Genomic DNA, 24,506 nt, shown 5'->3' on the forward strand with positions numbered 1-24,506 from the left:
GAAAATCGCTCGCCGCCATGAACTTCGGCTATAATCGCCCCCTGTCTTAGGGGAGTAGTCTGCAACGCCAACCTGGGCGTTGCGCCGCCGTCAACATAATTGGTGCCCCTGCACCATGGCGTCGGCAGCCGTATTGCGAGTGACTGCAGCGAATCGCTGCAAAGCGCGGCCTGACGAGACCTATGACGTTTTCCCTTTCACCCGGGCCGGGCGAAGGGAAGCGTCATGGTTTCGGTGCCCGGCTCGCACAATACGGCAATAACAATGACTCGTCTCGCCCCGCATCACCTTCTCATTTGCGCCACGGAGCGTTCGTCATGATCTTGACGTTCGCCCTGCTCGTTGCCTCGGCCGGCATCATCTACTTGTCCTGCGAGACCTTCGTCAATAGCGTCGAGTGGCTCGGTCAAAAGCTCAAGGTCACGCAGACCGCCACCGGCACGATCCTCGCCGCGTTCGGCACGGCGTTGCCCGAGAGCGTGGTCACGCTCGTTGCGGTCGCTTTCGGTGGGGACCCCGCACACAAGGAAATTGGCGTGGGCGCCGCGATTGGCGGGCCGCTCGCGCTCAGCACAATCGCCTATGCCGTAGTGGGCGTCGCACTGCTCGCCACCGCGAAACGCGTGGGCCGCGAGCGCGCTACCACCGTCGATGTGAATACGCGCCGCCTGCGCCGCGACCAGCTCTGGTTCCTTGCGATCTTCGTCGCGAAGATCGCGCTCGGGCTCGTGCTGTTCAGCTTCAAGCCGCTGCTGGGCATCGCGTTTCTCGCGGCCTACGCGTTCTACTGCTGGAAGGAGCTTTCCGCCGAAGACAGCGGCGAAGTGGAAGGCGATCTCGAGCCGCTCAAGCTGCGCCCACACGACGAGAATCCGGCCATGGTGTGGATTCTGCTGCAGACGCTCGGTGCGCTCGCGGTGATCTTCGCGGCCTCGCATCTGTTTGTGCAGCAGATCAGCGCCGTGGGGCCGTGGCTCGGCCTGAGCCCGCAGTTGACCGCCGTGTTGTTCAGCCCGATCGCAACCGAACTGCCCGAGATCATGAACGCGATCATCTGGGTGCGTCAGGGCAAGGAGCGCCTCGCGCTTGCGAACATCAGCGGCGCGATGATGATTCAGGCCACGATTCCCACGGCGTTCGGCCTCTTCTTCACGCCGTGGCATCTCGGCACGCCTTCGATTCTTGCGGCCGTGACGACCATGGTCGCCATTCTGTTTCTGCAGTGGGCGTTTCGTGCGCCGAAGGTGCGCAGCCGTCAGCTCACGCATGTCGGCTGGCTCTATGTGGTGTTCGCGGCGTTGCTGTTCGTGGTTTGACGCGGTTCTGAGCTACCTCAGGCCGCAGCGGCGGCCTGGGCGGCGCCCGCATGGTGATGAAGCCAGCGGATCATGTCCGAATGCCTGACCACGCCAACGAGCCGCCTCGCGTCGTCCATGACGGGAATGTCGTGATAGGCGTGCTCGATGAAGATCGGCACCAGATGCGCGAGCGGCGTGGCCCGATGGACCGCGTGCACGCCGGCCGCCATCACCGCCTCGACCGTTTCCTCCACGCGCGCCGACTCGCGCAGCACCGCGCGGCGCAGTGCATTCCAGAATCGCTCGATGCCGGCCGCCTGCACGAGATCGCCGAGCGCGTGATGCGTGACGACGCCAACCACGCGGTCCATGGCGTCGACCACCGGCAGCGTCGAAGCGCCGTGGCGGCGGAACATGTCGTGCGCCGCCCGCGCCCCCATTGTTGCGGGCACAGCGGGACAGCCAATCGACATGATTTCCTCACAAGTTAGTTGTTCGAACGATTTTTGCGGAACGTTCAGCGGCTGCAATCGATGTTGCGAGAGCGCAGCAAGCGGCATGGCAGCGGCTTGCTGCGGAGCACGAAACGCGGCGCGCGGATAGCGGTGTCCGGTCAGCGCGTGGAAGGCGAGCGCAGCGCTCAGCAAGGCGAAGGACTGGAACGCGATCGGCGCAAGCACGAAGTGAAAGCCGAGTGCGTGCACAGCGGGACCGCCGAGCACGGCCGTGAGCGCGACCGCGCCTGAAGGCGGATGTACGCAGCGGCACAGGAACATCGCGCAGATCGCGAGCGCCACGGCGACGGAAGCCGCCGCGACGGGCGACGCGATCCATTGCGCGCACGCCACGCCCACCAGCGCGGAGACGAAGTTGCCGCCAAGAATCGACCACGGCTGCGCCAGCGGGCTGTCCGACGCGCCGAAGAGCAGCACCGCGGAGGCGCCCATGGGCGCCACGAGCAACGGAATATCGCCCGCCGCGCCGAATATCAAATGGGTTGCGAGCCCAGCGAACGCGATGCCGATCATCGCCCCGCCGCAGCGCCTCACGCGTTCGCGCCACGGCGGCGCAGCCGGGTTGGGCACGAAACTCGTCAGCCATTCGGTGAGCGTGGCGCGGGTCATAGCGGGGCTTGCTGGTCGGTATGTCAGCCAGAATACCGACGCCCGCCGAATATCAACAATTGATATTTCTGAGCGCATATATAATTCATTCTGTATGCATGTTTGGAGCCGCCACGTCGCTCAGTGTGCCTTTGCGCTAACCTCAGAGGGCTTGCGGGCTGCCTAGTCAGTGCCGCCGCCCCGAGTGCCAGCCTTTCGGACAGGGCAATCGATGGCTTTGAATTACTTTGGACTGCCATGCTTGTTCACCATCCGGCGACCGTTGCGATGATTGGCATTCTGCTTTTCATTGCAGCGTTTCTGATCGGCGGGCGCAATAATCACGCGCCGCAACTGCGCAAACAGCACGTATACGAATGAACGCACGCATCGCGAGGCATGAAAGGATAGCCATCCGGCGGCCCGGATGATTAACACGCGCACTGCACGCAATGCCGCCATCACAGGAAAGCGAATCGTCGCTTTCTAAATTTGTTTTCATCTGGAGTGCGCCGCAACTTAAATCATGCGTTCCGATTGGCCACCGATAATGCCTTCCAGTTTCAGCACAGCGAGGAACGCAATATGCAAAAGCCGATGTCGATCGAACTCGTCAACGAATACGGCCAGCACGCGGTTTGTGTGAAGATAGGCTCTCAGGTTGCGCTGCTCGACACGCCCGATGTCGATGGCCTGATCGAAGAACTCAGCAAGCTGCGCGCGCACATGCAGCCTGCGGTACCCGAGCAGCCTTTGCGCTCGCATCAATACGTGCTCGAGATCGATCCGTGCTGGTACACGGAACGCAATCCCCTTTTCGACGGCACCGTCGTGTTTCTGCGCCATACCGGTCTCGGCTGGGCGGGTTTCGCGATTCCCACCGAAAGCGCGCATCGCCTCAAGGCCGCGCTCTCGGCGCACGAAGCCGCCGCGCAGCGCGACGCGCAGGTCTTCGCGCAAGCACTGCCTAATTAGGCGCGCTTCGCGCCGCTTCATTCTTCCCGTCCGATCACGCATGCAGCGTGTACGAAACGTCGCCGCTGTGTGCGGCGTCGATGCCCGCGCTCGGCCTCGTGCCGGCGCGTCTGCCCAGGAATATCGCCCATGAACCAGCTCCAAGCCATGCGTGTATTTACGCGCGTTGTCGATCTGAGCAGCTTCAACCTTGCCGGCAAGCAGCTCGGCATGTCGGCTGCGGCCGTCACGCGCAGCGTCGGCATGCTCGAAGCGCATCTGAACATGCGCCTCTTGAACCGCTCGACACGCAGCCTTTCGCTCACCGAAGCCGGACGTCTGTATCTGGAGGGTTGTCGCGCCGTGATCGAAAAGCTCGATGAAGTCGAGTCGGAACTCGTGCGCGCCACGCGCGACCCGAGCGGCGTGCTGCGCATCGCCGCGCCTGCCGTGTTCGCAAGTTCCGGACTCCCCGCCGTGCTCGGCGCGTATCGCGCAATCAATCCGCGCGTGGAATTCGACGTGACGGCCTATGACACGCACATCGACCTGATCGAAGGCGGCTTCGACGTGTGCTTCGCTACCGACCGCCAAAGCGTAAACGCCTCACTCGTGAGCCGCAAGCTCACTTCAATCAAGGAGATGCTCGTGGCCACGCCTGCGTGGCTCGCGCGCCACGGCATGCCGCGCAATCCTGCCGAACTCGCCGGGCACGGCCTGCTCGCGATTTCCAATGCGCCGCGCCACTGGGAGTTCTCGAACGCCGAGGGCGTGCAGCGCATCAACGTGACCGGCCCGATGACGGCCAACGGCTACGCGACCGTGCGCGCCGCCGCGCTCGCGGACATGGGCATCGCACTGCTGCCGCTCCCGCTCGTGGTCGACGACCTCGCCCGGGGCGCCCTCCTGCCCGTGCTGAACGCGTTCGACGTGAACGGCGGCGTGCAGCACATTTCGATCGTCTATTCCGGCCGCAACTACCTAACGATGAAGATCCGCAGCTTTATCGACTTCGCGGTCGAGCAGTTCCGCACGAACGCGGCGCAGACACGGCCCGCGCCGACGCCGCTGCGCGCAGTTGCCTGATACTGCCCGATGTTTTTAGTTCTTTTCGTCACAACGGGTGCAAAGCCATGCCCAGAATACTAACCATTGAAGACGATGCCGTTACCGAGCGTACTGTCGTGCCCACGCTCGCCTCCACCGGCTTCACCGTGGACGTGGCCCGCTCTGGCCGCGAAGGCATTGCGATGGTCATGGCGGGCGACTATGACGTCGTCGCGCTCGAACGGCGCCTGCCCGATCTCGACGGTCTCACGATCGTCACCACCATGCGCGGTGTGGGTATCGAAACACCGGTGATCGTGATGAGTTCGACCACGGGCGTCGAGGAACGCATCCAGGGCTTGCGGGCCGGCTGCGACGACTACCTCACACGGCCGTTTTCGATCGACGAGATGTCTGCGCGCGTCGAAGCGCTCGTGCGTCGGCGCACGCGCCCGGCCACGACGGAAACCGTGCTGCGCGTGGGGCCGCTCGAACTCGATCTCGTCAAGCGGCGGCTCAGTTGCCGCGACAAGGTGCTGCGCCTGCGTCCCACCGAGTTGCGCGTGCTCGAATTCATGATGCGCCACGCGGGCCAGGTACTCACACGCACGATGATCTTCGAAGGCGTGTGGGGCGGCCGCTTCGACCCCGGCACCAACCTCGTGGATGTTCACGTGGGACGCCTGCGCAATCGCGTGGACACGCCCGGCCAACCTTCGCTCATCCGCACGATACGCGGCTCGGGTTATCTGCTCGGCTGACGCAATCTCCAATATTGCTGCCGCTCTCTCAGCTTCGCCTCATTTCGTAGTCCTTGAAGCATCATGAGACCGGCATGCAGCTAAATCTTTTTTCATTTGCCTGGCTCCCGCGTGTTAGGACGCGCCCGACACAATACCGGCGTCGGCTGCCCCACGCGTGGCGCGCAGCCTGACGCCTGAACGGAGCCCCATCTGATGCTGAAAATCGTCCGGCTAGCCTTGAACCGTCCTTATACGTTCATCGTGCTGGCTCTCCTGATCCTGATCGCGGGCCCGCTCGCAGCGCTACGCACGCCTACCGATATCTTTCCCGACATTCGCATTCCCGTCATCAGTGTCGTGTGGAACTACGCGGGCCTGCAACCCGACGACATGGCGGGTCGCATCGTCAGCTACTACGAGCGCACGCTAGGCACCACTGTCAACGACGTGGCGCATATCGAGTCACAGTCGTTTCGCGGCTACGGCGTGGTGAAGATCTTCTTCCAGCCGACCGTCGACATTCGCACGGCCACCGCGCAGGTCACTTCGGTTTCGCAAACAGTGCTCAAGCAGATGCCGCCCGGCACCACGCCGCCGCAAATTCTCAACTACAACGCGTCCACGGTGCCGGTGCTGCAACTCGCGCTCACGAGCAACACGCTCGACGAGCAGAAGCTCGCCGACTACGCGACCAACTTCATCAGGCCGCAACTGCTTTCCGTGGCAGGCGTCGCGATTCCCACGCCCTATGGCGGCAAGGTGCGCGAGGTGCAAATCGACCTCGACCCGCAAGCGCTGCAGGCGAAGAAGCTTTCGGCGCAAGACGTGGCTACCGCGCTCGCGCAGCAGAACCAGATCATTCCCGCCGGCACGCAGAAAATCGGCCGCTATGAATACAACGTCCGCCTGAACAATAGCCCGCTTACCATCGACCAGCTCAACGCGCTGCCCATCAAGACCGTGGGCAGTGCGGTGATCTATATGCGCGACGTGGCTCACGTTCGCGACGGCTATCCGCCGCAATCGAATATCGTGCGCGTGGACGGCCACCGCGCCGTGCTCATGAGCATTATGAAGAACGGCTCGGCTTCGACGCTCGACATCATTGCCGGCGTGAAAGCGAAACTGCCCCTCATCGAGCAGTCGTTGCCGCCCGGACTCAAGCTTGTTGCGCTCTCCGACCAGTCGGTGTTCGTGAAGGGCGCCGTGAGCGGTGTCGCGCGCGAAGGCTTGATTGCGGCCGCGCTGACCTCGGCGATGATCCTGCTCTTTCTCGGCAGCTGGCGCTCGACGCTCATCATCGCAGCCTCGATTCCGCTCGCCGTGCTCGCCGCAATTGCGGGGCTTGCCGCGTGCGGCGAAACACTCAACGTGATGACGCTGGGCGGTCTCGCGCTCGCGGTGGGCATTCTCGTGGACGACGCAACGGTCACAATCGAGAACATCAACTGGCACCTGGAGCAAGGCAAGGACGTTCGCAGCGCGATTCTCGACGGCGCCGCGCAAATCGTCATGCCAGCGCTCGTTTCACTGCTTTGCATCTGCATTGTCTTCGTGCCGATGCTGCTGCTCGACGGCATTGCGCGCTTCCTTTTCGTGCCCATGGCCGAGGCCGTGATCTTCGCGATGATCGCCTCGTTCGTGCTCTCGCGCACCTTCGTGCCGATGATGGCCCGCTATCTTCTCAAACCGCACGCTTCGCAAGGTCATGCTTCGGGCGAGCTGGCCGCCGTCATGGCGCCGCATGGCGCTCACGGCCGCATGCCACCCACGCGCAATCCGCTGGTGCTGTTTCAACGCGGTTTCGAGCAACGCTTCGAGCGCGTGCGCGCGGGCTATCGCGTCGTGCTCGGACTCGCGCTCACGAACCGGCGGCGCTTTGTCGTGGGCTTTCTCGCTATCGTCGCGCTCTCGTTCGCACTCACGCCGTTCCTTGGCCGCAACTTCTTCCCCGATATCGATTCCGGTGAAATCGCCCTGCACGTGCGCGCGCCTATCGGCACGCGCGTGGAGGAAACCGCCGATCTGTTCGACCATATCGAAGACACCGTTCGCGAGGCCATTCCGCCCGATCAGCTCACCAGCGTGATCGACAATATCGGACTGCCAAACAGCGGTATCAACCTGACTTACAACAACAGCGGCACGATCGGGCCGCAGGATGGCGACATCCTGATCTCGCTCGCAAAGTCACACGCGCCCACCGCGCAATATGTGCGCGAGTTGCGCACGGAGCTGCCGCGCCGCTTTCCGGGCACGACGTTCTCGTTCCTGCCTGCCGACATCGTGAGCCAGATTCTCAACTTCGGTTCACCCGCGCCGATCGACGTGCAGGTGAGCGGACCGAATCAGGCCGCGAACAAGGTCTTCGCGAATGAACTGCTGCACAAGATCGCGAGGATTCCCGGCATTGCCGACCCGCGCATCCAGCAGGCGTCGACTTATCCGCAGCTCACGGTGGCCGTCGACCGCTCGCGTGCGGATGAACTCGGCATTACCGAGCAAGACGTGACCAACTCGGTGGTCGCGAGCCTTTCCGGCACGAGCCAGGTGTCGCCCACTTACTGGCTCAACCCCAAGAACGGCGTGTCCTACCCCATCGTCGCGCAAACACCGCAATACCGCATGACCACACTTTCCGACCTCCAGAATCTGCCGGTTACGGGCAAGAGCGGCAGCTCTCAGATTCTTGGCGGCATCGCCACGATTACACGTGGCGTGAGCGATGCCGTCATCTCGCACTACAACATCGAACCGCTCTACGACATCTACGCGACCACACAGGGTCTCGATCTCGGCGCCGTCTCGTCGCAGATCAACACCGTGATTCACGCGAGCGCCAAGGACTTGCCGAAGGGTTCGACAGTCACCATGCGCGGCCAGGTGCAGACCATGAACAGCGCCTTCACGGGTCTTCTGCTCGGGCTCGCCGGCGCCGTGGGGCTCATCTATCTGCTGATCGTCGTGAACTTCCACTCGTGGAGCGATGCGTTCGTGATCGTGAGCGCCCTGCCCGCCGCGCTTGCCGGCATCGTGTGGATGCTGTTCACCACGCACACGCCGCTCTCCGTGCCCGCGCTCACCGGCGCGATTCTCTGCATGGGCGTGGCGACCGCGAACAGCATTCTCGTGGTGTCGTTCGCACGCGAGCGTCTTGCCGTCACCGGCGACGCCATGCGTGCCGCGCTCGAAGCGGGTTTCACGCGCTTTCGCCCCGTGCTCATGACGGCGCTCGCCATGATTATCGGCATGGCGCCGATGGCGTTCGGCATGGGCGACGGCGGCGAGCAGAATGCGCCGCTCGGCCGCGCCGTGATCGGCGGGCTGCTCTGCGCGACCTGCGCAACGCTGCTGTTCGTGCCCGTGGTGTTCAGCCTCGTGCACAAACGCGCGAATGGCAAAGACGGCCACCATGACGATAGTCAGCAAACCGAATCATCTACGAATCAACCTGCCCTCGAATCGGGAGAAGCCCATGTCCACTGAAATCGACATCGCCTCGCCGCAGCCGCTGCGTCACCTGAAGTCCACTGCGGCGATCGCGCTCATGGTCGCGGCCGGCATCGTGTCCGGCGGCATCTTCAGCCGTGTGCACGCGCACCAGGAACTCGCCACGTGGACCGACGCGCAGGCCATTCCCACTGTTGCCACCGTGCAGCCGCAAGCGAGCCCGGCGTCGCAGCCGCTCGTGCTGCCGGGGCGTCTGGCCGCCTATATCAACGCACCCATCTATGCGCGCGTGTCCGGCTATCTGCACGCGTGGTACGCCGATATCGGCACGCACGTGAAGGCGGGCCAGTTGCTCGGCCTGATCGACACGCCCGACCTCGACCAGCAGTTGCAGCAGGCGCGCGCCGATCTACAGAACTCCGTCGCCAATGAAAAGCTCGCCGCCACCACCGCGAAGCGCTGGACCGAGATGCTCAAGCAGGACTCGGTCTCGCAGCAGGAGGCCGACGAGAAAACCTCCGACCTCATCGCGAAGCAGGCTACCGTGGAGGCCAACGAGGCCAACGTGCGGCGGCTCGAGGCGCTCGAGTCATTCAAGCGCATCACGGCGCCGTTCGATGGCATCGTCACCGCACGCAAGACCGACGTGGGCGCGCTGATCGACGCGGGCAGCGGCAGCGGCCCCGATCTCTTCACCGTCTCGGACGCGGGCCAGTTGCGCGTGTACGTGAGCGTGCCGCAAAGCGACGCCGCCTCGATCAAGCCAGGCATGCACGCCACGCTCACCGTGCCCGAACGCCCAGGCGTAAAGTTCGACGCCAAGCTCGTGGACACCGACCAGTCGATCTCGCCTGCTTCGGGCACGATGCTCGTGCAGCTCGCCGTGGACAACAAGCAGGGCCTGCTCTTCCCCGGTGAGTACACCGAAGTCCATCTCGCGATGCCCGGCGACTCGCACGCGCTCTTTGTGCCCGCGAGCGCGCTGATCTTCCGCGCGCACGGCATGCAGATCGCCGTTGTGGACGCGCATCAGCACGTGCAGTTGCGCGACGTGACGATCGGCACCGATCTCGGCACGCGCGTGGAGATCACGGCCGGCCTGCATGCGGGCGAACGTGTGATCGACAATCCGCCGGATTCGCTCGCGAGCGGCGACCGCGTGCGCCTCGCATCCGCCAACGCGCCAGGCGCGCAATCGACGCAGACGGCAGCCGTGCACGACGCGGAGCGTGCGCATGGTTAAGCCGTCTGTGCGTGCGCAACCGTTGCGCGCCGCTGCGCTCGCGGCGGCCCTGTTGCTCTCGGCGTGCTCATTCGCGCCCACGTATCACGCGCCCGCCACGGCCATACCCACGCACTTCAAGGAAGCGGGCGGCTGGCAGACGGCGCGCCCCGCCGACCATCTCCCGCGCGACGGCTGGTGGCACGCGTTCGACGACCCCGTGCTGAATCAGCTAGAGCCGCAGGTTGCGAAGGCGAATCCGAACGTTGCCGCCGCGCTCGCGCGCCACGACGAAGCCGATGCGCTCGTCGCGCAGGCGCGCTCCGCGTTGCTGCCGAGCGTCGGTGCGCAAGCGAACGTGTCGCGCGAGCGCCAGTCGGCGCTGCGTCCGCTGCGCGGCTCGGATCAGCCGAACGTGTACAACTCGAACACGCTCGACGTGGGGATCGGCTACGACCTCGATCTATGGGGCAAGGTGCGCAACGAGGTGAAGGCCGGCGAGGCGTCGAGCGTAGCCAGCGAAGCCGACATCGCTTCGCTGCAATTGAGCCTGCAAGCGAAACTCGCCACCACGTGGTTCGACCTGCTCGGACTCGACCAGCAGTCGAAGCTGCTCGACGACACCATTGCCGCCTATCGTCATGCGCTGGAGCTAACCGAGAGCCGCCATCGCGGCGGCATCGCTTCTTCGCTCGACGTTTCGCGCGCGCAAACGCAGCTCGCCTCCGCGCAGGCCGCAGCGGACGACGTAAGCGCGCGCCGCGCACTCTACGAGCACGCCATCGCCACGCTTATCGGCGTACCGGCTTCACAGTTCAACGTCGCGCCGGATACGATCCGCCCGCATATGCCGAATCTGCCCGCGGGATTGCCATCGTCGCTTCTGGAGCGGCGGCCCGACATCGCCGCCGCGGAGCGGCGCGTCGCCGCCGCCAACGCACAGATCGGCGTGGCGAAGGCCGCGTTCTTCCCCGATCTTTCGCTCGGGCTGGACGGCGGCTTCCAGAGCGACACATTCTCGCCGTGGATCGTCGCGCCCAACGAAATGTGGTCCATCGGTCCCACGCTGATGATGACGATCTTCGACGGCGGCCGTCGCGCGGCGGTCGTGCGCGGCGCGCAGGCGAAGCTTGCCGAAAACGGCGCGCAGTACAAGGCAACGGTTCTCAATGCGTTCCAGCAGGTCGAGGACAACCTCGCGCTGCTGCACCATCTCGGCGACGAAGCGCAGCGCGAAGACGAGGCGCTCACGGCGGCGCAGCGCACGCTTACGCTTTCGATGTCGCGCTACCGCGACGGCGTGGTCAGTTACCTCGACGTCGTGACGGCGCAAACGACCGAACTCTCCACGCAGATCGCCTCGCTGGAACTGGACACCCGGCGCCTCGATGCCACCGTGGGCCTCATACAGGCAATAGGCGGCGGCTGGAGCACGCAAGACCTGCATGAGGACAAGGCGGCTTCCTGAGCGCCTCTGAAGCGGCCTTAGCCGCTTTGATTATCACCACTAGAACCCCGCCCTCGCGCGGGGTTTTTCCTTTCACCGAATCCTCTCAGGCTGATAAACATTTCTTCATGGTGCTGCATCGGGTTCGATAGGGTGACCTAACTATTCTACTCACACCGGGATGCGGTTTATCGCATTCGCTAACCGGCTAACCGATCTCACTCCTGGAGGAATAGTCACATGAAGGCTCTCATGATCATCGCTGCGCTCACCGGTGTCGTTGCCACCACGTCCGCCTTTGCGCAAACCCCGGCACCGACGGCCGGCACGCAGGCCAGCCAGGCCGCCGCCGCCACCCAGGTCGCATCGAACGACACGGCCCCCACAGTTGCGCCCGGCGGATGGGTAGCGCCTTATGGGCAAGCGGTGCACGAAAAGACGCGTGCGGAGGTCTACCACGAGCTCGTTCAGGCCGAACAGGACGGTCAGCTTGCATACCTGAACTCCACGCTTTACGCGCACTGAGCATGACTGGCGGGGCTTTTCGAGCACGAGCGAGCGGCACGCATTCAGCGTGCCGCTCGCTTTTTGATGTTAACAAACGCACGCGCGTGGATGCGGATAGGTAACCGGTTCCCACAAACGGTTACCTCAGCGCGCGTCTCGATCGAACGAGGGCGACGTCAGTTGATAGCCGTAGCGGCTGATGGTTTCGATACGCACGTCCATACCCTGGCGCGCGAGCTTGCGCCGCAGCCGCGACACGACGAGATTGACGGTCGAAGCATCGATGTCGTCCTTCTCGGGCCACGCATAGCGGATCATGTGGTCACGCGGCACGGGCATATTCGTCTGACGCAGCAGGCATTCGACGAGCAGGTACTCGCGGCGCGTGAGGTCCGCGCGGCGCGCGCCCTCCACGATCTCGCGCGTACCCGCATCGAGTTGTGGCGCGTTCTGGACGCTCCGGGCGCCGCTTGCGGTCTGCACGGCCTGCGCGGGCTGTCCACCCTGCGCGCCGCCGCATGCCGCCGTGGTGCGCAATAGCGCGAGCATGCGCTCGTGCATCTCGATGAACGAGAACGGGTAACGAAAGCACGCGTCGGCGCCCGCACGCAGCACCTTCGAGCGCTCGCTCGCGCTCGCTGCGATGCCGAGCACGGCGATGATCGTCGCTCCGCTTGTGACCTTCGAGAGTCCAGGAAGGATGCCGTGCAGCGCAGGCAGCAGCGCGCCGTCGAGCGCCATGACGATCACCGCGTCGAAGGGCTCTTCGCCTGCGACGAACCATCCGTCGCGCAGGTCTTCCGCGCGCTGCAGGCTATGTGCGCTTTCCTGCAGGGCCTTCTGAAGCCAGGCGCCTTCGGCGTGAATCGGGGAGATGAGGAGGATGCGCATGACTGCGGGTGCCTGGCGGCTGGTCGGCAGGTATCAGGCGAGCGAGCGCGGCCAGCATTCCACGCTCATGCGCGTGCCGGGGCCGCCCGGCTTCCCGAGCTCTTGTGCATCGTCGATACGTAGCGTGAAGTCGTGAACACGCATCACGGCCGCCACGATAGAAAGCCCCAGACCCGAACCGGCGACATGACGCACGGCCTCGCCGCGATAGAAGCGTTGCAGGACCGCCGCGCGCTCGCCAGGCGCAATGCCAGGGCCGTTGTCCGCCACTTCGAGCAAGGGGCCGAGCGGCGTGGAACGCAACGTGACGCTCACCGCACCGCCTTGCGGCGCGAACTTGATGGCGTTGTCGATAAGATTGTTGAACGCCTCGAAGAGCAGCGCGCGGTCGCCATGAATCTCGGCAACGGGCTCAGCCGCGATGCGCCATTCGAGTTCGCGGCTCTCGGCGAGCGGCTCGTAGAGTTCGGCGAGTTCCTGCACCAGTTCGTGCAGGTCCACAGTCGCAAAGCCGCCACGCCTTTGCAGCGTGCCGATCTCGGAGATGCGCAGCATGGCCCGGAAGCGTTCGAGCAGTTGCCCGGTTTCGGTGCGCGCCTGATCGAGCAGCACCGCGCCGGCGGCGTCGCCGCGCACGCTGTCGCGCTCGGCCACGCGCGCGAGCAGGGTATGCAGATGCACGAGCGGCGTGCGCAGGTCGTGCGCGATGCCGTCGCAAGCGCCCTTCACTTCGCCCATCAGCCGCTCCACTTCGTCGAGCATGTGATTCACGAGATGGGCGAGCATGTCGAGCTCGTCGTCGCCGCCCACCGGCAGGCGCCGGTCGAGGTCGCCGCGCGCGATGCATTCGGTCACGCGGCGAATTTCGCGCACGCGCCGGATCTGGCGCATGCCGAACACGAGACCGCCCGCCGCGGCGCCGAGCAACGCGAGCACGGCGCCTGCCGCGAGCGAACGCACCATGATCTTGCGAATGCGCAGCACGCTGGTCATGTCACGCGCGACAACAAGGTGCATGCCGCTCGGGCGCACCTCACCCATCGCGCGGACCACGGGCGATACGTCGCGGTTGAGCAGCTTCAGTGTATGGGCATGCGTGCTGCCCTCGCGCGTGTAGGTAAGGTGCGGCGGCGGCGCAAGCAGATCGCCCGCGACGTAGCGGCCGTCACTCGTAAAGAGTCCGTAGTAATTCACATGCATGTGCTCGTGTTCGAGCCGCTGATAGATCGCGTCGGGTAGCTGCGCATCGGGAATCGAGTCGAAATAGATGAGCTGCCAGCCCATGATCGTGTCGGCGTCGCGCTCGATGGTGGTGGTAGCCGTCCACGCAATGAAGCCAACGAGCAGCGTGAGAAAAACGCCGAACAGCGCCGTGTAGGCGCACAGCCAGCGAAACGTCGTGGTATGCCAGCGCCTGCGCAATTGCGCGGAAGCGGCGGAAGAAGTACGGCTCGACAAAGCGGGTTATCCGAGAATGTAGCCGGAGCCGCGCACGGTCTGGATGAGCGGCGGCACGCCCGGCGGATCGATTTTCTTGCGCAGGCGGCCCATGTGCACGTCGATCAGGTTGGTGCCCGGATCGAAGTGGTAGCCCCACACGGCTTCGAACAGCATGGTGCGTGTGATGGTCTTGCCTGCGTGGCGCATCATGAATTCGAGCACGCGATACTCGGTGGGGAGCAGCACGACTTCTTCGCCGTCGCGGCGCACCTTGCGCGAAATGAGGTCGAGTTCGAGCGGCCCCACGCGCAGCGCGGTCTCGCGCGCGACGCTCGCGGCCTGGCGGCGGCGCAGCAGCACTTCGAGGCGCGCGGTGAGTTCTTCGGGGTCGAAGGGTTTGGTGAGGTAGTCGTCGCCGCCCGCGCGCAGGCCGCGCACGCGTTCATCCACGTCGCCGAGCGCGCTCAGCATCAGCACCGGCGTCTGAATGCCGACCGTGCGCATGGCCGTGAGGATCGACAGACCGTCCACGCCCGGCAGCATGCGGTCGAGCGTAATGGCGTCGTATTCGTCGCTCATTGCGCGCGCCATACCGTCGCGGCCGTTGTCGACCCATTCGACGGCAAAGCCGCGCTGCGTCAGCTCGCTGACGATCTCGTTGGCTGTGACGGCATCGTCCTCCACCGTCAAAACGCGCACCTGACTCATCTTTCTCGCACTCCGTCGTGCCGGCCGCACGACTATTCAAGAGCCTCGAGTTTACCGTTGCGCCCACGCCGCGCCGCGATTCCTTTCATGAAATTAAATTTAAGTTTGCAAACGCAATACGGTCTCGCGCGCCCTTCGGCACTTACATATCGATTACACCGACGATTGGCTGGCGCGCGCGCAAGTCGAGTTGATAGCCGTAACGGTTCACAGTCTCGACGCTCGCGTGCGCGCCGTGCGACGCGAGTTTGCGCCGCAGGCGCGACACGACGAGGTTCACGCTCGAGGGCTCGACGTCGGCCTTGTCGGGCCACGCATAGCGAATCAGGTGCTCGCGCGCAACCGGCGCGCCCGCATGGCGCAGCAGGCATTCGACCAGCAGATACTCGCGCGTGGTGAGGGGCACGCGCCGAGCGCCTTCCACGAGGTCGCGTGTGGACGGGTCGAGGCGCACGAGCGGCGCGCTCGCGTGAACGAGCGCGCCGCGACGCAACGCGAGCATGCGCTCCTGGATCTCGAGAATGGACCAGGGTTGCACGAAGCACGCATCGGCGCCGGCGCGCAGAAGTCGCGCGCAGTCCGCGGGTGTCGCGCGCGCGAGCGCAACGACGATCGTCGGCGCGTCGCGCATGTGCGTGAGGGCCGCAAGCGCGGAGGCGATGCCGTCGTGCACCTCTGGCCCGGCAGCACAAAGGAACACCGTATCGAACGGTTCCTCCGACGCGAGATAAACGGCGTACTCGACGTTGTCTGCAATCTCGACGCTGTTCAAGCTCTCGCTCAGCGCCTTGTACAGGTAACTTCGCTCGGTCGCCGAGGACGAGCACAGCAGGAGCCTCATCGATCACGAGCCCGCTTGGCCATGCTGCGCTCGATGCGTCCAGCAGTCGATCGTGACGATCGCGCCGGGATTCGCCTCGCCAATCGCAAGGCGAAAGTCGTGCAGCCGCACGATCGCCGAGACGATGCCGAGTCCGAGGCCGGTGCCCGGGAGGTGACGCGTCCGCTCGCTGCGATAGAAGCGCCCTGACACCGCGGCGCGTTCGCCGGGCGCGATGCCGGGCCCGTTGTCGGCGATGACGAGCTGCGGTCCACACGAACCGGCGCGCAACTCGACCTTGACCGCGCCACCGCGCGGCGTGAATTTGATAGCGTTGTCGAGCAGGTTGCTCAACGCTTCGAAGAGCAGTGCACGGTCGGCGGGAATGGGTTCGACCGGCGCCAGAGAGACGTGCATGTCAATGGCTTTTTCCTCGGCAAGCGGCGCATAGAGTTCGCCTAGCTCGTGCACGAGATCCAGCAGGGCAACGCTCGAAAAGCCGCGGCGGCGATCCATCGCGCCAATTTCCGAAATACGCAGGAGCGCAGAGAAACGGTTGAGCACGGCATCGGCCTCCCCTCGCGCGCCAACGAGCACGCCGGCGAGAACCGCCTCGCCGCGCTGCTCCATGGCCTCGGCAGCGTGCGAGAGGCGCAGGCGCAATCGCGTGAGCGGTGTGCGCAGATCGTGGGCGATACCGTCGCATGCGCTTTTCACCTCGCCCATCAGGCGCTCGACTTCATCGAGCATGCGGTTCACGAGATGCGCGAGCATGTCGAGTTCGTCGCGGCCGGCTACCGGCAGCCGCATCGCGAGGTCGCCGTCCGCGATTCCGCGCGTGGCGCGCTTGATCTGCGCGACGCGCCGGATCTGCCGCATGCTGAGCACAAGTCCGGCACACAGGCTGCCGGTGAGGCACAAGAGGCCGCCACCGAACAACGCCTTCAGCAGTTCGTCATGAACGTGGCGCACGTCGGAGAGCGTGCGCGCGACGACGAGGCGCGCGCCGTCGGGCCGAATCTCGCCCATGGCGCGCAGGGACGATCGCACGGAGCCAGCCCCGAGCGCGAGCGTCTGGCCGCGGGTGTGCTGGTGAGTTTGGCCATAGTGTCCCAACGCAAGACCCGTTGGCATAACGCGGATATCGCCGGCAAGCCAGTGCCCGTCCGGTGCGAACAAGCCGTAGAAGTTGTCGCGCCGGTCCGCACGCGTGAGGCGCGCTTCGATCGCGCTGGCGAGACTCGCGTCGCTGCGCGAATCGAAGTACCGCAGTTGCCAGCGCAGGCCGCTGTCGGTCTCCCGCATCATCGCGTGCGCCACGGAGTACTCGATGACGCCAAGCAGTGCCATGAACGCGAGCGAGAAGATCGCGGCGTACGCGGTGAACCAGCGGAACGTGGTCGTTTGCCAGTGGTCGCGGCCCATGTCCCGCACGTGCGGCGTTGCACGCGACGACGCCGGAACGAACAGACCACGCCCGAGCGCAACCCAGGCAGGCAGGTTCATCGGACGCCTCGCGTAAGCGCTGGCAAACCGTGCAAGGCCGGCATGCTTGCGGCCGCGCGCCGTGCGGGCGCTGCTTTCTCGCTGAGTGACATGGCTCCCCCCGATGGCTGACTGACGAACCGACGAACACGGATACGCTCGTGCCTGGCCATCATAGTGGCGCGCCCTCGACGCAACGGCATCATGGCAATGAAGAGCGCGTCATCTTCTTACTGCTGCGTGACGGGTACCTGTCATTTTGTCAATTCGTGCGTACGCGGGGTCCCGTGTGACTCACGCGTAGCGCAGATGAACTTTCTGTCATTCGGTTGAGCCCGATTCAGCACCAGCGCCTCCTTATCCTCGAATCCGCTTCTTCGCGCATTCGCGCCTTTTCATTTCGTTGCGGGTTCATCAAAAGGAGGATTCATCATGAAGGCATGGCTGAAGTTCGTATGGGTGCCATATGTGGGAGCGGTGAGCGTAAGCGCGCTCGCCGCGCCGCATCTGACGCAGCGGGAATGCCACAGCTACCCGTTCGTCAAACCGGCCCACGAGGTCACGCATGCGGACCTGATGCGGGAACTGAGAGAACTCGAGGCGGTGGGTTACCAACCGCACGCCGAAGACGACAACTATCCGGCCGATATCGAAGCTGCCGAGCAACGTCTCGCGGATGTGTATCGCAGCGATTGCCGGCCGCAGCACACAGCCGCCGTGGTGACCTTTCCCGCGAATTCCGACTGATATCGGGTCGCCCGGCGAGCCGTAGGTCACCGATACGGTTTGTGCAGTGCACCTTAGCCGGATCTTTTCGAGCGTGAGGTGCTCGTTGGGCGCCGGCCCATGTGGACCTTCGGATGCTCCCATATCTGGTGACCTGAAACGGGTAACCGGAAATGGGATCAGCCATTGGTACACAAATGCGTTTTCCAGATTGCTCGCTCCGGCGACCTGGGTTGAGGGCAAGTCGGGGACCGGTGGGGCGCTTCGCGCTCGCTCCGCTGGGTTTCGTAGTCATTCAGTCGGTCCCATAGGCTGTTACCTTGAACAAGGAAGCCCACCATAGCCGGAGACCCAACGCGCATTTTTGCCAATAAATCAGCGACCTAAGTCGGAGTCTGAAAGTTAGATCTGAAGAATAGGGGGCTTAGGTAATGCGCTATGGTGGTTGCAGAGCGTTGATCTACAGGCTAGGTAACCAGGAATGGGGCCACGGAGGTTGGTGACCACTCACATGCATTAAGGTCCCCGGTTTTGGGAGACGTCTTTCTCATCGAACGCGTGTTTCAGTGTTTACCTATCACGCTTTAACAACTTTAGTAAACCTTTAGGCGCCGCAAACCCTTACCAGGCAAGGCTTTGCGGCCGATTTGGTGGCACGTTATGGGATTTGAGGTCCCGGGTATGGGAGTTTCGGGTTGTGGATATGGGACTTCGGTAGCCGACGATGGGGTTTACGGGTTGTGGATATGGGGGGAAGGTTGCCCGCTATGGGAAAAGAAGCGGTTTTCCCTTCAGGTCACTGTTTATGGGAGTCAGGGAAGGTATCCGGCAATGGGACGCCTTGCCTTGCGGGAGGACGTTTTACAGGGCCTCGCACCTGAATACAGGTAACCGGCTTTGGGAAGCTGCTTGGGTAACCTGTTATGGTGGCTTTTCGGGAGAGGAGTAACGGCGTCCTTGGGTCCAAATTTGCGCCCCCCGCGTGAATCCTCGCACGCAAAGAAGCTGGTTGGAGCAAGGTAACAGGCTATGGGACCTGCTAATGGTTACCTGTTATGGGAGGTCGCGGGGATTTGTGAACCTCCAAGGGCGTATTTTTCGTTCGCATGGGTAGCCATTTGTGGGAGCGGCGTCGGGTCACCATTTATGGGCGCCGTGAACCTGCGGATGCTTGGCCGATGCGTTCCAGGGAACCACGCCGATAGCAACGCGAAAAATCCCATGGATGGGTACCTGTGGAGACCAAATTAGCAGAGTGAGTACTCACATCCTGCCTAAAGGTCACTGGATATGGGATAGTTTCCAGGACTCGGCGATGCAAAGGTCACCGGCTATGGGGGCGTGCGAGGGAGCGGGGCCGAGCGCTTCGGAGAGATTCCAGGTGGCCTTCGAGACGGGAAATCTGCAGCTGTCAATGCTCTACGCCCTTGGGTGTCGTACCGCGTCACGATTGCGCTTGCGGCCTTGAGTCACCTGATCGGTTGGTATACAGTTACCAACCGACCAGGTTCCCTTTCAACGTGGGTCATATGGCAAGAAAAAAGGCCGAAGCCGGCGACGCCGACAAACAAGGTGCACTCGTATTCCAGCAAGGCCAGCCGCCTGATCTGTTCCGCAAGGCCGTCCCGGCGATTCATATCGCCCCCAAGTCCGGGTCGATCAGCCTGCAGCAGCGCAAGATGTTCAGTTCGCTGATCAAGAACGCCATTCGCCAGGATTCCCTCGACCGCGGCCGCTCGTCGTTCGAGATCACGATCTCCGCCCTCTCCCAGGACGTCGATCTGAACAGCAACAACACCGAGTACGTCAAGGAGACGATCAACTCGCTGATCAGCACGGTCGTCAACTGGGACTACCTTACGCAGGACAAGCGCAGTATCTGGAAGGCGTCCGGTTTGCTTGCTGGCGCTGAGCTCGAGCGATCGGTATTGCGTTACACCTTCTCCGAGCAGATTCGCGGCGAACTGCTCAATCCCGAGATCTACGCGATGATCGATATGCGCATCACGCGTCAGTTCAGGAAGGCGCATTCGCTTGCGCTTTGGGAGAACGTCGTGCGGTACGAGGCCGTGGGTGTGACCGCGCGCTTCCCGCTCGCGACGCTGCGCGATCTGATCCTTGGGCAAGATACTTCGGCGCAATCGTACAAGCTCTACAAGCAATTCAAGAGCCGTGTGCTGGTGCCGTGTATCAAGGAAGTGAACGAGATTTCGGATCACATGTTCGAACTCATCGAGCACAAGGTGGGACGCTCGGTTGTCGCTCTGCAGTTCCGTGTGACCCGCAAGCCGGAGACCGATTCGTCCCAGGAGCTGCGAGCAAACGAGACGCTGCTGATTGGCGAGATGTCGAAGTTCAGTATTCCGGTTTCCGAGGCTCGGCGCCTGCTCAAGCAGTACGGCGAAGCGAAGATTCGCACGGCAGTGGCGTATACCGCGGCGCGCGTTGCGCAGAAAAACGCAGCGCCGCTCGCGAATGTCGCGGCGTATTTCCGCAAGGCGCTGACAGAAGGTTACGAGTTGCCAGGTGCGAATGCCGCTGCGCCCGCCTCCGACGCGAGCCGCGCACGCGAAAGCCAGGATCAGGTGAAGGACCGCTATATCGCGGCGAAGATCAACGAGGCGCGCGCCTACTTCAATGAGCTTGAGTACGACGACCAGACTGCGCTGATCAAGCGCTATAACGAGACGGTCGGCATGGACAAGCTCAAGGTGTCGACGGCCAAGGTGCCAAGCAAGATGGCGTCGACGAACTTCTTCCGTTGGGTGGTGCTGGACACCTGGGGGCAACCGACTGCTGCCGACCTGCTCGAATTCCTGTTGAGCGGACAACAGGCGCCCGCGGCGGGCGAAGGCCAGCAGGCTGCGGAGATTGATCTTGCGTTGAAATCGCGGGACGAGTGAAGGCGATGATCGAAACAGGACGGCGGCTTCGGCCGCCGTTTTTTTTCGCTGACGCAAGGCGAGCCGATGTAGGGTGTACGCAAGTGAATTTGGCTAAATATAACGACCTAGAAATCGTAGTCAAATATCTATTTCAAATCGCCTCTGAATTAGACGAACTCTCGCTCTCTTCGTAGCACCTCAGCTATCGACTGCGTGGGTGCCTCCGAATGATGTTCGTAGTTCGTCGTGCGCTGCCTGTGACTACTGGTGCCGCACGATGAGGCCGTGCTGCTCGTGTTGATCTCCACGTGGAGAGTTGCTGTTTCGAACGGACAAGAATATGCCGACTGGGCCACATGCGTGTAATGGGCACACCCGGTTGCTGACGCAATCTGCGCGTGGTGTCGCCTGCTCACCTACAAGCACCTTGCCCGGAATGCCCATTGGAGAATCTCCACGTGGAGATTCGATGATTTCATGTGGCGGCCGAATTGTTGTCCGGTTGCACGGTTCACGCTCACAGCACTGACTGGCTTAGTCGCAGGTCGCACTGATGAATCTCCACGTGGAGGTTTGTGCGCCGATCCTCGATTCACTTGACCGGAGATTTCTCCCGTACTCTTGTGCAACTTCAGTCTTCGATCCATCGGCACTCGTTCATTGCACGATTATGCGAAGACGCTGCGCTTCGTCGATCTCCGATCTCCACGTGGAGATTGATCGCTGCCGTCGCTAACACATCACCAGCCCCAATCTGACCAACCGGCAATGCATCGCATGGTGTTCATTCCTTATCCGCTCGGCCAACTGGTTGTGAACTGGCAACGTCTGAGACGGAAATCCTAGAATTTACTTTAAGTTGCCGTTAGACTCTCGAATGACTTGCCGGAGTCTCCACGTGGAGAATGTGCCTGGGAGGCTTGTCCGCTGTTGAACAATTGGATGGAGAAACGAATGGGTCTCGTGATAGCCGTAGCGAACCAAAAAGGTGGAGTTGGGAAAACCACCACCAGCATGAATCTGGCTGGGGCATTTCAGGCGGAAGGCTATAAGGTCTATGTAGCCGATGCCGATGGTCAGCAATCTTGCATGAGTTGGTGTGCCGCGGCAGGTCCCGAGACGCCTCTGCCGTTCCGCGTTGGCAGCATTCATAAGCTGGAAAAGATGATCGGGCCGGAAATCGCTGCGCTAGCGAACGACTACGACGTCGTCATCGTCGACTGTCCGCCCAATATCAACGATCTGACGACTGCGCGCGTTTTGGCCGTAGCGGACGCTACCGTCATTCCGACGGACGCATCGCCGATCGATATCTGGAGTAGCGAAGGGATGATGGAGTTGGTCGAGCGTACGCGCGTTGCCAATCCGGCTGGAAAATTCGCAATTTTGCTGAATAAATCTAATTCGAAAACGTTGCTGCACACGCAGATGAGCGCGATTCTCGCGGAAAGCAATGTCCGCGTGTTCTCGGCAACCATCAAGCAGCGAGAACTCTATCGCCAGGCAGCAGCGCTTGGCCGCACCGTCTTCGATGTGCGCGGCGTGCGCGGGGCGAAAGTCGCGAAGGACGAGATTAGCGCCGTCTACAACGAGATCATTGCGCTGGTTCAGGAAGAAGAAGAGGAGGTCGTCAATGGCCGCTAAGCTGAATTTCACCAGCAAGGTGCGCGCGGGCATGGCTGCCGAGCGTGTTTCGGCTGGCGAACGTCTCGCTGAAGCCGACGTTGTCAATATCGCGCAACGCGATGCCGGCGCGCCGAACGCCGCACTTGATACCGCCGACACGCCGGCCGCGCAGTCTGCTGAAATCGCCGAGGCGCCGCTTTCGCTGCATGCGGTTCGGAGAATTTCAGTCGAAGATGTCGTTTCCAATCCGTACAACCCGCGCGCGTTCTACAGCGCCGAGACGATCGACGAACTGGCTGAGAGCTTCGCGACACAAGGACAGATCACGCCTATCCTGGTCACGAAACTCGCGGCGTTTCCCGGCCAATATGTGATCGTCGACGGCGAGCGCCGTATTCGCGCTGCGCGCTCGCGCGGCGACAAGTTCATCGATGCCGATGTCCGCGAGGGTCTCGACAACCAGAACTTGTACCTGCGCGCTTATCACGCCAACAAGGAGCGCGAGGAGCAGACGGTATTCGACGATGCGCTCGCGTGGAAGAAACTGCTCGACGATCGTGTCTACGTCGACCAGGTCGAGTTGGGCGTGGCCGTTGGCGAAGACCCGAAGCATATCAGCAAGGTGATCGCGCTCACGTCGCTGCCGCCTTATCTGCTGCAACGGATGGCGCAGAATCGCAAGGATGTCGGGCTCGGACATGCGTACAACATCAAGCTGATCTTCGACCGGGCGGGCGCGACGGTCGCCGAGCATTGGCTTGCGCAGGTGGTTGAAGGGAAGGCAAGCGTACGCAAGCTCGAAGCGGCGGCTTCGGCGGAAGCGGGCGCGCGCAGCGTGGGACCGCGTCGTACGCATTACCAGTCACGCGTTCAGTTCAATCGTCCGGATGGCGTCGCGTTGGGCGAGCTGAAGCTGTTTGGCGACGGGCGCGCGGAGTTGAGCCTCAAGGGCATTGCGCCCGCCGATCAGCAGCGCCTTGCCGAGCGCATGAAGGTCGTCATCGAGCAGTGGGCCTCGGAAATGGACGCATCTGAGGCGACCTGAGCATCGCCAGTATTTGGCTAACGGTGGCAGGGAAGGGCGTCGTCAGGCGCCCTTTTTCGTTGGTTCGGTTGTGCAATCGATGCACGCCATTTGAGCGGGGTCGAATCCGTGAAACAGAGGCGAAAAAATATAAGATCAAACATAACCGTTTATAATCAATGCATTAGATTACATTTTCTAGAATGTTTCACGAAACATGCTAGCTGGAGTGGGGTTAGAACGAGATTTTTACGCAGCTCACCGTGAAGATACTCACTCCAGGCAAAAAGCGTATCAAATGAAACGTAATTTGTAGTGCGTTGCGAAAGATCCAATTGTGAGGAATTGACAACACCCGTTCCCCCAGGTCATTCTTACAGACATGAACTGCCGCCTTTTCACGATTGCGCTGATTATTCGCACCATTCAACGAATGGTGGGTTAGCGTACGTCTGGCAGTAGTGACAACAACCCGCCCCAAGAGGCGGGTTTTTTGTTTCCGCCTCCTGGCCAAAACGAAAGTGAGTACAGGAGCCGTCATGCAGGTGTATCAAAGCCGTCCCGCCACCAAAGTCGCTGAAGCCACTGATTCCGCCCAGTCCCGCCGCGACGAAAACGACTACCTCCGGAAGATTCTCACGGCGCGTGTGTACGACGCCGCCCGCGAGACCGAACTCGAGCGCGCCCCGAACCTCTCGGCGCGCCTGCGCAACGCCGTGTTCCTCAAGCGCGAGGACAACCAGCCAGTGTTCTCCTTCAAGCTGCGCGGTGCCTACAACAAGATGGCGCACCTCTCGCCCGCGCAACTGGAGCGCGGCGTGATCACCGCCTCGGCGGGCAATCACGCGCAGGGCGTGGCGCTTTCGGCGGCGAAACTGGGTGTGAAGGCCGTGATCTGCGTGCCGGTGACCACGCCGCAGGTGAAGGTCGATGCCGTGCGCGCCCACGGTGGCGCGACCGTCGAGGTCGTGCAGGCCGGCGAGTCGTACAGCGACGCCTATGCCCACGCCGTGCGCCTGCAGGAAGAACGCGGCCTGACCTTCGTGCATCCGTTCGACGATCCCTACGTGATCGCCGGCCAGGGCACCGTGGCGATGGAAGTGCTGAGCCAGCATCAGGCCCCGATTCAC

At 62.9% G+C, this 24,506-nt stretch carries 19 protein-coding genes and 1 riboswitch; of the genes, 13 read left to right on the forward strand and 6 right to left on the reverse strand.

The window, feature by feature from the left end:
• The first annotated feature begins 37 nt into the window (after window positions 1–37).
• Window positions 38–244: riboswitch (yybP-ykoY riboswitch) on the forward strand.
• 73 nt (window positions 245–317) lie between these two features.
• Window positions 318–1,316: a sodium:calcium antiporter gene (locus U5A57_RS36025; protein ID WP_321916543.1), complete on the forward strand. Its 999-nt coding sequence runs from the start codon at window positions 318–320 to the stop codon at window positions 1,314–1,316.
• Window positions 1,317–1,333: 17 nt separating this feature from the next.
• Here U5A57_RS36025 and U5A57_RS36030 read toward each other — a convergent pair whose 3' ends face one another.
• Entirely contained in the window at window positions 1,334–2,422 is a 1,089-nt protein-coding gene (locus tag U5A57_RS36030) for an HPP family protein (RefSeq protein ID WP_321916545.1), read from the reverse strand.
• 564 nt (window positions 2,423–2,986) lie between these two features.
• Here U5A57_RS36030 and U5A57_RS36035 point away from each other — a divergent pair.
• The 7 genes from U5A57_RS36035 to U5A57_RS36065 all read left to right on the forward strand — a co-directional run bounded on the left by U5A57_RS36035 (window position 2,987) and on the right by U5A57_RS36065 (window position 11,789).
• On the forward strand, window positions 2,987–3,376 hold the full coding sequence (locus U5A57_RS36035) for a hypothetical protein (protein WP_321916547.1): 390 nt from the start codon (window positions 2,987–2,989) through the stop codon (window positions 3,374–3,376).
• A 129-nt stretch (window positions 3,377–3,505) separates the two neighbouring features.
• The gene (locus U5A57_RS36040) at window positions 3,506–4,441 is read left to right on the forward strand and encodes a LysR family transcriptional regulator (protein ID WP_321916548.1); all 936 of its coding nucleotides are present in this window, start codon (window positions 3,506–3,508) and stop codon (window positions 4,439–4,441) included.
• A 47-nt stretch (window positions 4,442–4,488) separates the two neighbouring features.
• The gene (locus U5A57_RS36045) at window positions 4,489–5,163 is read left to right on the forward strand and encodes a response regulator transcription factor (protein WP_133189322.1); all 675 of its coding nucleotides are present in this window, start codon (window positions 4,489–4,491) and stop codon (window positions 5,161–5,163) included.
• A gap of 195 nt (window positions 5,164–5,358) precedes the next feature.
• The gene (locus U5A57_RS36050; RefSeq protein WP_321916549.1) at window positions 5,359–8,631 is read left to right on the forward strand and encodes an efflux RND transporter permease subunit; all 3,273 of its coding nucleotides are present in this window, start codon (window positions 5,359–5,361) and stop codon (window positions 8,629–8,631) included.
• The gene (locus U5A57_RS36055; RefSeq protein WP_321916550.1) at window positions 8,621–9,838 is read left to right on the forward strand and encodes an efflux RND transporter periplasmic adaptor subunit; all 1,218 of its coding nucleotides are present in this window, start codon (window positions 8,621–8,623) and stop codon (window positions 9,836–9,838) included. Before U5A57_RS36050 ends, U5A57_RS36055 begins: the two co-directional genes overlap by 11 nt.
• The gene (locus U5A57_RS36060) at window positions 9,831–11,285 is read left to right on the forward strand and encodes an efflux transporter outer membrane subunit (RefSeq protein WP_321916551.1); all 1,455 of its coding nucleotides are present in this window, start codon (window positions 9,831–9,833) and stop codon (window positions 11,283–11,285) included. The genes U5A57_RS36055 and U5A57_RS36060 overlap by 8 nt, the downstream gene beginning before the upstream one ends.
• 219 nt (window positions 11,286–11,504) lie before the next feature.
• The gene (locus tag U5A57_RS36065) at window positions 11,505–11,789 is read left to right on the forward strand and encodes a DUF4148 domain-containing protein (protein WP_321916552.1); all 285 of its coding nucleotides are present in this window, start codon (window positions 11,505–11,507) and stop codon (window positions 11,787–11,789) included.
• 126 nt (window positions 11,790–11,915) lie between these two features.
• Here the strand turns inward: U5A57_RS36065 and U5A57_RS36070 are convergent, their stop codons facing one another.
• From U5A57_RS36070 to U5A57_RS36090, 5 genes are all read right to left on the reverse strand, one after another.
• A complete protein-coding gene (locus U5A57_RS36070; protein WP_321916554.1) occupies window positions 11,916–12,662 on the reverse strand; it encodes a response regulator transcription factor in 747 nt (248 codons plus the stop codon).
• 33 nt (window positions 12,663–12,695) lie between these two features.
• Window positions 12,696–14,120: a HAMP domain-containing sensor histidine kinase gene (locus tag U5A57_RS36075; protein ID WP_321916556.1), complete on the reverse strand. Its 1,425-nt coding sequence runs from the start codon at window positions 14,118–14,120 to the stop codon at window positions 12,696–12,698.
• 6 nt (window positions 14,121–14,126) lie between these two features.
• Window positions 14,127–14,801, reverse strand: a complete 675-nt coding sequence (locus U5A57_RS36080; RefSeq protein WP_028208339.1) for a response regulator transcription factor — start codon at window positions 14,799–14,801, stop codon at window positions 14,127–14,129.
• A gap of 151 nt (window positions 14,802–14,952) precedes the next feature.
• Entirely contained in the window at window positions 14,953–15,651 is a 699-nt protein-coding gene (locus tag U5A57_RS36085; protein ID WP_321916557.1) for a response regulator transcription factor, read from the reverse strand.
• A gap of 3 nt (window positions 15,652–15,654) precedes the next feature.
• Window positions 15,655–17,136, reverse strand: a complete 1,482-nt coding sequence (locus U5A57_RS36090) for a HAMP domain-containing sensor histidine kinase (protein ID WP_321916558.1) — start codon at window positions 17,134–17,136, stop codon at window positions 15,655–15,657.
• Between the two features lie 411 nt (window positions 17,137–17,547).
• Here U5A57_RS36090 and U5A57_RS36095 point away from each other — a divergent pair, with 411 nt between their 5' ends.
• The 5 genes from U5A57_RS36095 to U5A57_RS36115 all read left to right on the forward strand — a co-directional run.
• Window positions 17,548–17,862, forward strand: coding sequence for a DUF4148 domain-containing protein (locus tag U5A57_RS36095; protein ID WP_321916559.1), 315 nt, complete (start codon window positions 17,548–17,550; stop codon window positions 17,860–17,862).
• Between the two features lie 1,508 nt (window positions 17,863–19,370).
• Window positions 19,371–20,744 carry a replication initiation protein gene (locus U5A57_RS36100; protein WP_321916561.1) on the forward strand — a complete coding sequence of 458 codons (1,374 nt, stop codon included), beginning with the start codon at window positions 19,371–19,373 and terminating at the stop codon, window positions 20,742–20,744.
• Window positions 20,745–21,680: 936 nt separating this feature from the next.
• The gene (gene parA, locus U5A57_RS36105; RefSeq protein ID WP_158763032.1) at window positions 21,681–22,370 is read left to right on the forward strand and encodes a ParA family partition ATPase; all 690 of its coding nucleotides are present in this window, start codon (window positions 21,681–21,683) and stop codon (window positions 22,368–22,370) included.
• On the forward strand, window positions 22,360–23,397 hold the full coding sequence (locus tag U5A57_RS36110) for a ParB/RepB/Spo0J family partition protein (RefSeq protein ID WP_321916562.1): 1,038 nt from the start codon (window positions 22,360–22,362) through the stop codon (window positions 23,395–23,397). Before parA ends, U5A57_RS36110 begins: the two co-directional genes overlap by 11 nt.
• A gap of 518 nt (window positions 23,398–23,915) precedes the next feature.
• The coding region (locus U5A57_RS36115; RefSeq protein WP_321916563.1) for a pyridoxal-phosphate dependent enzyme at window positions 23,916–24,506 on the forward strand (591 nt) is incomplete at its 3' end.

This window comes from Paraburkholderia sp. J11-2 (assembly GCF_905220185.1).
Taxonomy (GTDB): Bacteria; Pseudomonadota; Gammaproteobacteria; order Burkholderiales; family Burkholderiaceae; genus Paraburkholderia.